Raw genomic sequence first — 8,764 nt, 5'->3', positions numbered from 1 at the left:
CATAGGCTAACAAATAATCCTTAGAGTTTATTATTTGAACCTTTCCTTGATTGACTAGAAAGCTAACTCGATCACCAGGAGCAATTCCCATAAGATCCCTTACTGCCTTTGGAATCGTCACCTGTCCCTTAGCCATTACCTTTGCATTTTCAATAAAATTATCCATTAGATCCCTCCTACTTTTCCTACTTTTAATTATACTGAATATATAACAAAAAAAACAAGAAGGTCTTATTGTTCATTAGCTTTATTTTTTCTTGTTTAACTATCTCATTTACTATGACTTCCAATACATCTACCACAATTGAATTACCAGCTTGTTTATATAAAATACTTGAAGTGCATTTTTTCTTCTTGGATGGGTCTTTTCAAGTATATCTATATCCTTATCATCAAATCCCATTAATCTTAAACATTCTCTTTCTGTTAAATACCTAAATTTTCCCTCCTATCCTTTTCATCATTTATTATAGAGGATAGTGGGACATTTTGATTTGTGTTCTCTTGAGACATTATCATTTACGTTTAACACATAATTTTTTTAATGTTTATTTTCCTATTGACAATTCCTTTGATTCATTTTATACTCTTAACAATTTGAAACGATCGCTTTAAACATGTTCAGAGAAGCATGAAAGAAGATCCACACCCTGAGTATGCCTTTGGGCATGCTTTTATGGATATATCTTTTATGCCTAACCGAATATGTGGTTAGGCGTTTTTTATTAGAAAGGTGGACTTTATGGAACTCAATCCTCAACTACCCATTATTGCGCTTGATTTTGCCAGTGATCAAGAAATCTTAGACTTTTTAAAGCTTTTACCCCAAGGTCCCCATAATATAAAAATCGGCATGGAAGTTTTCTATTTGGGAGGCCCTCAACTTTTAGAAACCATTTCCAGTCAGGGTCATGCTGTTTTTCTTGACCTTAAACTCCATGACATCCCTAACACCGTGATGAGATCCATGCGAATTCTCGCTCAATTGGATGTAGCCATGGTTAATGTCCATGCGGCAGGTGGACTTAAAATGATGGAAGCAGCCAAAGAAGGTCTGATACAAGGGACACCTTCTGGTCAAAAAGAACCCCTTTTGATTGCAGTCACTCAACTGACTTCTACTTCTAACCAACAAGTGGAAGAAGAACAACTGATTACTGCCGGTTTAGAAACTTCAACCTTACACTATGCCAAATTAAGTCACCAAGCAGGCCTTGACGGTGTAGTTTGCTCACCCCATGAAGCTAAGGCGATCAAAGAGGTCACTCATACTAACTTCCTAACGATTACACCAGGAATACGCCCACAAACGATAAATCGTACGGATGACCAGCACCGTATCGCTGATGTCCAAACTGCTGTTAAAAATCTCAGTGATTATCTCGTGATTGGTCGTCCAATTACCCAGGCAGATAATCCAAAAGCGGCTTACATGGACATAGTTAAAAAAATAGCTGAAGCACAAAAATTATTAAAATAGGAGGTCATCATGGAAAACGTTCATCAAACCAGCAGTAAAGAAAAGATTGCTAATATCCTCTTGGATATTGAAGCAGTTAAAATCAGCTTAGATCCCCCTTTTACCTGGTCAAGCGGTTTAAAATCACCCATTTATTGTGATAACCGCCTAATTATTAGCCATCCGCAAAGCCGGCAGCTTTTAATTGAAGCTATGGTAGCAGCCGTTAAAGAAAACTTTGCACAGGTCGAAGTGATCGCGGGTACAGCTACTGCTGGTATTCCTCACGCTGCTTTCTTGGCACAAGAATTAAACTTACCAATGATTTATGTGCGGTCTAGTCCTAAAGGACACGGCATGCACAATCAAATTGAAGGCCACTTAAATCCAGGACAAAAAGTCCTAATGATTGAAGACTTGATTTCAACCGGTGGGAGCGTCATTAAAGCGGCTCACGCCGTTCAAAATGCTGGTGGTCAAGTGATTGGGGCCCTAGCTATCTTTAATTACTTATTAGATGCCGGTCGTCAAAATTTTGCTAAAGAATCTTTCCCGCTAGTCACCTTGAGTGATTATGCCACTCTGATCGATACGGTTACCCAAAAACCTGATTTTGCAAGTCATAAGCAAAGCTTAGCCAATTGGTACAAAGATCCTCAAGCTTGGAGTCAAGCTTTTAACTAAAGTCAAAATATTAATTAAAAAAGTCCGTGAACTTTTATTAAGGAGAGTTGTTATGAAAACTATAAATTATGATCGTCGTGCCCTCATTACTTCAATGATTGCCTCTGGTTTAGATGATGTCAATGTGATGTTTTTGGCCTTTTCCCTATCCTCTATTATTGCTGATTTGAATATTTCCTCTACTCAAGCCGGTTGGATTGGAACCATTACTAACTTCGGAATGCTGTTTGGGGGACTTGTCTTTGGGGTCTTAGCAGACCGCTATAACAAATATAAAGTATTAAAATGGACCGTCGCAATTTTTTCTGTAGCCACAGCCCTTATCTTCTTTAGTCAAAGCATCAATAGCCTTTTAGCTTTACGCTTCTTAGCTGGTATTGGAGTTGGTGGTGAGTACGGTGTTGCCTTAGCAATCATGGCGGGTATTGTACCAAGCAACAAAATGGGTCGTATCTCCTCACTGAATGGTGTCATGGGACAAATCGGTTCGATTACATCCGCTGTTTTAGCCAGCTTAATTGCACCCATCTTTGGTTGGAGAGGACTTTTCGCTCTAGGTGTTCTGCCGTTAATCTTAGTGGCTTATATGCACTTTATGATTAAAGAAGATCAAATCACTGATCGTGGTAGCCAGAAAGTCGACCGTCAACAAGCAGGTAAAATCTCTGACCTCTTCAAAACACCTGCTCTAGCCCATCAAACCATTGCTTTAATGGTGATGACTTCTGTTCAAATTGCTGGTTACTTTGGAATGATGAACTGGTTACCAACTATGATGCAAGGTAAATTAGGGATCAGCCTGGGTAACTCTAACCTTTGGATGATTACTACTATTGTAGGAATGTCGATCGGTATGTTAGTCTTCGGTTATTTTCTAGATATGTTTGGTCCACGTTTAGTTTATGGCATTTTCCTCATCCTATCAGCTATCTCGGTTTTCGCTTTTACTTATGTCCATTCTGCCTTAAGCCTTTTACTTGGCGGTGCTTTAATGGGCTTCTTTGTTAATGGAATGTTTGCCGGCTATGGCGCTATGGTTACGCGCTTATACCCCCTTCAAGTCAGAGCAGTAGCTAATAACATCATTTTAAATGTTGGTCGTGCAATCGGTGGTTTCTCTTCTCTCATCATTGGAATGATTTTAGAAAACTATGCGATGCGTGCAGTTATGTTTTTCCTAGCCAGTCTATATATTATATCCTTCTGCTTTATGATTTCGATTAAAAACCTCAAGCAAGAGAGATATCAAACCATCCATACAAACAGCCCTGCACTTGAACCAGCTAAAGTTTAAGACAATTTAGTAAAGCCCTCGACTTAAAGCGTCGAGGGCCATTAAATTTTACCAATTAAAAAGGTTCAGCCTTAAAGACTGAACCCCAAGTGGTAAATTTACTCACCAATTGTATGATAGCGTTGGAAAATTTTCTTTAAAGGGAAATATAAAACTGGCACTAAAATTGCTGTAACAAGTCCTGTAAAAAGACTGGCTGGCATGGCTGAAATCGCCATCGCAATTGCTGCAGAAGATGTGGCTCCTAAGATCATTTGATTGATAATATGCTTACCAAAGATTAATACAATCTTAGTTAATGCTCCTACGATTCCTAATGTCACAATATGACTCATACTATCCTTTTTATGGAAGAATTTATTATATATGAATGAGACCATAATCAAAACCAAGAGGTTTTCTAAAAGGGTAAAATGAACGACATAGAAATAACCATTCAAGCTATCAAAGAGGAAAAGCCCTATTAAAGCAGCAGCCGTACCACGTTTGAACCCCATTAGTAAAACTGCTAAAATCACCAAGGCATTCCCTGGATGAACAAAAGAATTAGAGATGGCGGATGGCATCGGGACACGGATAAAGGTAATCGCAGCGATGATTAAAGCAGCATAAATCCCGATTTGAACATACTTAAACGTTTTGTTATTTGACATAGTAACTTCCTTCTTCTTGCGTATTTTAATCAATTGTTTTATAAATTAAAGGTAATTCTTTGGCTGTATCAGCGATTTGAATAGCTTGGTCTAGTCGCTTCAAGCAGTCATCAATATCTTCCCGATTGGAATGGATGATTGCGAGTGGATCTCCTTCTTGAACAGGATCTCCTACCTTAGCTTTTAAGACAATTCCTACTACTGGATCAATTTCATCTTCTTTAACCGCACGACCCGCTCCTAAAACCATCGCTGCTTCACCCACTAAATCGGCTACCCAGTGACTAACTACACCTGATTTTTTAGCTAAATACGGAATTTGATACTTGGCTTTACCTAATTGTTCCGGATTATCAATGAATGAAGCATCTCCTCCTTGAATCTCAATAAATTCACGGAATTTTTCTAAGGCTGCTCCTGAGTCAATCTGCGCTTGCAACATTTCAATACCTTCTGGCAAACTTTTTACTTTCTCAGCAGACAAGAGCATTTGTGCTCCAAGATTCAGACAAAGCTCTGTTAGATCTTGCGGACCTTTACCTTTTAAGGTTTCCACAGCTTCATTGACCTCTAAGGTATTACCAATTGCAAAGCCTAATGGCTGATCCATATTAGATAAGATGGCTACTGTTTTACGACCTAAATGATTGCCTATTTCAACCATGGTGTTGGCCAACTCTTCGGCCATCTCGATTGTCTTCATAAAGGCGCCATCGCCTACTTTTACATCTAGGACAATTGCATCAGCACCCGAAGCAATTTTCTTAGACATAATGGAAGATGCAATTAAAGGAATAGACTGGACAGTAGAAGTGACATCTCTTAAAGCATACAGCTTTTTATCAGCTGGGGTTAAATCGCCAGTTTGTCCGACCACGGCCACTTGGTGTTGGTTTACTTGAGCAATAAAGGCAGCTTCAGCGATTTCAAAATTAAAGCCCTTGATTGTTTCAAGTTTATCCAGCGTACCGCCCGTATGGCCTAAACCACGCCCTGACATCTTAGCCACCGGAACACCACAAGAAGCTACTAAGGGAGCTAGGACTAGAGTGGTTGTATCTCCAACTCCTCCGGTCGAATGTTTATCTACTTTGATGCCTTTGATAGCAGAGAGATCGATCTGATCGCCTGATTCAACCATAGCCATGGTCAAATAACTAACTTCTTTAGCATTCATGCCATTAAAGTAAACTGCCATATTCAAGGCGGCCATTTGGTAATCAGGAATTTCTCCCTTAGTAAATCCGTTAATAATATATTGGATTTCAGCTTGGGTCAATGCTTGATTTTCTTGTTTTTTATGGATTAAATCTACCATTCTCATACTTCATCATCCTTAATATTGTCTAATTTACTTCACCACTACGTTCGATTTTAATAATTTCTCCATCAGCTTGGGCAACCAGAATGATATCGGCATAATTTAAGAAAAGGCCATGCTCAACTACTCCAACCTTAGACTTAATCTCGGCTGCCAACACTTGGGGATTAGGAATCTCTTCTAAATGGAGGTCAATGATATAATTGCCGGAATCGGTAATGAAAAGCCTGTCATCTTCAATTTTTCTAAAGCTTGGTTTCATCCCAGCGCTTTTAAAAGCATCATAAACTTTCCATGAGCCAAAGCGAACTACTTCTACTGGAAGAGGAAATTTCCCTAATTGGTTAACTAATTTACTCTCATCCATAATCCAAATAATCTTATCACTGTTTTCAGCAATAATTTTTTCATGCAAAAGCGCACCACCACCGCCTTTAATACCGGCGAATTGACGAGTTGTTTCGTCCGCTCCATCTACTAACAGATCGATGCGATTGACATCTTCAATTTCTTTTAAGGGTAAGCCTAATTTTAAAGCCTGTTCAGAAGAGCGATCAGAAGTAGAGACTGTTAAAATATTATTGAGTTCTCCTGCTTGGAAACGGCGTCCTAGCTCTTCAATAAACCAATATGCCGTTGAGCCAGTCCCTAATCCGACCACCATACCATCTTCAACATAAGAGGCTGCATATTTGCCCACTCGTTTTTTTGCTTCTTCCATCTTATTCGATTCCTCCATTATCCAATGTATTGTACAATTTCACGTATATACTCTACCATATTCGCTATTTGCTTTAAATCCTCTTTTTCAGCCGTTCCTCCATGATAATCCAACAAATGCCATTCCTCGGGGCCCAAAATCACATCATCCAGGCTAGTGCCTGGTTGACGCTTCATTCTTTTGGAAGCTAAGTACATTAAAGAAAAGCGCTTAGAGGCAATTCGACCACGATAATGAAAGGTTGCTAATTGTTGATAGACTCTAGCTGTAAAGGTTTCTTTTAATAGTTTCGTAAAGTTGGTAAGATTTGGGGTAGAAATGCCCACAGTGAATAAGACCCAACTCGGTTCGCGGTAGCGATTCATCAACTGATTAATCAAAGTCGACTTAAAAATCCTTCCGGAGAAAACAAAGGTGCCTACAATAATTAAATCATAGTGGTTCAAAGTAGTTCGATCAACCTCACTTAAAGCTACCATCGGAAAGTCAAAGACTCTTTGGAGGGCTCTAGCATAAATTAAGGTAGATCCATAAGGTGATTCATAAATAATTAAACTTTTCATATATTCCCCCCTCTATACCTATTACTTTAGCTATTATAGCACAGTTTAAGACAATGTGTTAATCGCTTACAAGATTATATTAATGATTCTTTCGCATCTTTCCTCATTTTTGATATACTAGAATTATTAATCCGATAAAGGAGGCAATTGAATGCCACAAACAATCCACTTAGAGTGTCCAGTATGCCAAGCTAAGCAGGAACATATCATCGAAACTGCTATCAATAGTCAAAAACACCCCGAATTAAAACAACAACTATTAGAAGGTCAGCTTCTAGCCTTTGAATGCGATCAATGTGGGGCCAAAAGACAAATAGAAACTCAAATTCTCTATCATGATCCAAAACTCAAGCTTTTGATATATTTAGCACCTAATTTTAAAGAAAATCGCGAAAAAATATTAAAAGGTCTTAGCTTAATGACAGCTGAGGAAGGGATTGATATTAGTGATTATCATTTAAGAGTTGTAACTTCAGCCCCTCAACTGATTGAAAAAATCCAGATTTTTGATCGAGGATTTAATGATCAGGTAATGGAAGTTGTAAAAGTATTAACAGATGGCCTATTTGCTCAACAAGAACCGAATCGAAAAGTACTTAACCGCTTCTTTATTCACAAAGATAATCAAGATAAATTCCTTTATCTTACAGAAGATGAGCAGCTTATGGTTGATTACCATCCATCGCTTACAGACTTCATTCTTGATAAGTTTGCTAAAGAATTAAAAAACGATTATCTCGGGCAATTTATTATGGTGGACTATGAATGGGCAAGCAATATTGCCAATCACCAACCCGGACCAGGTCAGCCAATGTTAGATGAAGAATAGGTCTTATCACCATTCCCCAACAATTTACACACTCAAATCAAGAACAGCCTACACAAGCATGTGCAGGCTGTTCTTTTATATTATCAGACTCATTTTTAAATAATTATCCTAGTCATCTTCTTCAAAAAGCTTCTCTTCTCTCACCAAATATATAGGTCGTCGTTTATCTTCGGTAAAAATTTTAGAAATGTACTTGCCAATAATACCTAAGCATAAAAATTGAAAGCCACCCATAAATAATATTAATAAGGCCAAGAGACTGATCGCAGAAGCGCTTACTTGATAAAGTAAAAAAGCCACTAGTAAGTAGATACCCCAAACCAAAGCTGTGCCAATACTGAAAAGACCTAAGAAACTAGCAATTGTTAATGGAAAGTCCGAAAAAGAAATTAAGCCATCGATAGCATAATCGAACAAACTTCTAAATGACCATGAGGATTGACCAGCAATGCGTTTAATATTAGGGTATTCTAAATATTTCACTTTAAAACCAACCCATGAGAAAATCCCTTTTGAAAAGCGATTATACTCACCCATAGATACAACGGCATCTACGACTTGTGCCTTCATCAAACGATAATCTCGCGTACCTTCTGCTAACTCAAGGCGCGAAATTAAATTATTCAATTTGTAAAAAAGGCGGGCAAAAAAAGAACGAACAACTGGTTCGCCTTCTCTAGAAGTCCTTCTGGTTGCTACCACATCGACATTTGGATCTAGAATCATTCGATACATATCTACTAACATCATCGGTGGATCTTGTAAATCCGCATCCATAATTGCAACATACTCACCTTTGGCGTGTTTCAAGCCGGCATAAAGACCTGCTTCTTTACCAAAATTGCGTGAAAAAGATAGGTATTCAATGCTGTCTGGATATTGCTGAACCACTTCTTTAATAGCATTTAGGGTTTGATCGGTTGACCCATCATCTATTAATAGTAATTCAATTTCAACTTCTTTTAGGTCTTTTTGAACTTTTAAAATTGCCTCAATAAACGGCTGGATTGTCTTTTGTTCATTATAACAAGGAACAACAACAGTCATTACATTTTTTCTAACCAAAAAGATTCCTCATTTCTTAATACTTGCTAATTAAATTTGCAAGTCACTTGTCCTATTATTATATATCAAATTCACATCAAACTGTCTATTATTAAAATTTTTTCATAAAACAGTCGATCCCACGGTGCCCTTTTAAAAAAATAAACTTAAACACCCATAAATAAATTAGTGTTTA

Annotated in this window: 10 protein-coding genes and 1 pseudogene; 4 read left to right on the top strand and 7 right to left on the bottom strand. The window is 38.0% G+C overall.

Annotated features, from left to right (window positions below; genetic code table 11):
* The coding region (locus ACQV18_RS04490; RefSeq protein ID WP_428892624.1) for an AbrB/MazE/SpoVT family DNA-binding domain-containing protein at positions 1-136 on the bottom strand (136 nt) is incomplete at its 3' end.
* 55 nt (positions 137-191) lie between these two features.
* A pseudogene (locus tag ACQV18_RS04485) lies at positions 192-445 on the bottom strand (DNA cytosine methyltransferase); the annotation flags it as partial.
* 297 nt (positions 446-742) lie between these two features.
* Here ACQV18_RS04485 and pyrF point away from each other — a divergent pair.
* Genes pyrF through ACQV18_RS04470 form a run of 3 tightly spaced genes read left to right on the top strand, consistent with a single transcriptional unit; the run spans position 743 to position 3,437 of the window.
* Entirely contained in the window at positions 743-1,480 is a 738-nt protein-coding gene (pyrF, locus tag ACQV18_RS04480; RefSeq protein ID WP_428892623.1) for an orotidine-5'-phosphate decarboxylase, read from the top strand.
* Positions 1,481-1,489: 9 nt separating this feature from the next.
* Complete coding sequence (gene pyrE / locus ACQV18_RS04475) at positions 1,490-2,143, top strand: orotate phosphoribosyltransferase (RefSeq protein ID WP_428873329.1); 654 nt, start codon at positions 1,490-1,492, stop codon at positions 2,141-2,143.
* A gap of 52 nt (positions 2,144-2,195) precedes the next feature.
* Positions 2,196-3,437: an MFS transporter gene (locus tag ACQV18_RS04470; protein WP_428892622.1), complete on the top strand. Its 1,242-nt coding sequence runs from the start codon at positions 2,196-2,198 to the stop codon at positions 3,435-3,437.
* A 98-nt stretch (positions 3,438-3,535) separates the two neighbouring features.
* On the opposite strand, the gene ACQV18_RS04465 is transcribed toward ACQV18_RS04470, so the two are convergent.
* From ACQV18_RS04465 to ACQV18_RS04450, 4 genes are read right to left on the bottom strand one after another with little or no spacing between them, the layout of a single operon-like run.
* Positions 3,536-4,090, bottom strand: coding sequence for an ECF transporter S component (locus ACQV18_RS04465; RefSeq protein WP_428875110.1), 555 nt, complete (start codon positions 4,088-4,090; stop codon positions 3,536-3,538).
* 25 nt (positions 4,091-4,115) lie between these two features.
* Positions 4,116-5,414 carry a pyrimidine-nucleoside phosphorylase gene (locus tag ACQV18_RS04460; protein WP_428875108.1) on the bottom strand — a complete coding sequence of 433 codons (1,299 nt, stop codon included), beginning with the start codon at positions 5,412-5,414 and terminating at the stop codon, positions 4,116-4,118.
* 22 nt (positions 5,415-5,436) lie between these two features.
* Positions 5,437-6,132 (bottom strand): ribose-5-phosphate isomerase RpiA, encoded by a 696-nt coding sequence (gene rpiA / locus ACQV18_RS04455; RefSeq protein ID WP_428873325.1) that lies wholly within the window; start codon positions 6,130-6,132, stop codon positions 5,437-5,439.
* A gap of 17 nt (positions 6,133-6,149) precedes the next feature.
* Positions 6,150-6,695 carry a flavodoxin domain-containing protein gene (locus tag ACQV18_RS04450; RefSeq protein ID WP_428873323.1) on the bottom strand — a complete coding sequence of 182 codons (546 nt, stop codon included), beginning with the start codon at positions 6,693-6,695 and terminating at the stop codon, positions 6,150-6,152.
* 151 nt (positions 6,696-6,846) lie between these two features.
* Between ACQV18_RS04450 and ACQV18_RS04445 the strand changes: the two genes are divergently transcribed.
* Positions 6,847-7,524, top strand: a complete 678-nt coding sequence (locus ACQV18_RS04445) for a CpXC domain-containing protein (protein WP_428873321.1) — start codon at positions 6,847-6,849, stop codon at positions 7,522-7,524.
* 108 nt (positions 7,525-7,632) lie between these two features.
* On the opposite strand, the gene ACQV18_RS04440 is transcribed toward ACQV18_RS04445, so the two are convergent.
* The gene (locus ACQV18_RS04440) at positions 7,633-8,589 is read right to left on the bottom strand and encodes a glycosyltransferase family 2 protein (RefSeq protein ID WP_428873320.1); all 957 of its coding nucleotides are present in this window, start codon (positions 8,587-8,589) and stop codon (positions 7,633-7,635) included.
* Positions 8,590-8,764 lie beyond the last annotated feature (175 nt).

This window comes from Facklamia sp. P9177 (genome assembly GCF_050409585.1).
Taxonomy (GTDB): Bacteria; Bacillota; Bacilli; order Lactobacillales; family Aerococcaceae; genus Facklamia.
The sequence above is the reverse complement of the archived record's forward strand: the minus strand, read 5'-3'. Positions and strand labels throughout refer to the sequence as shown.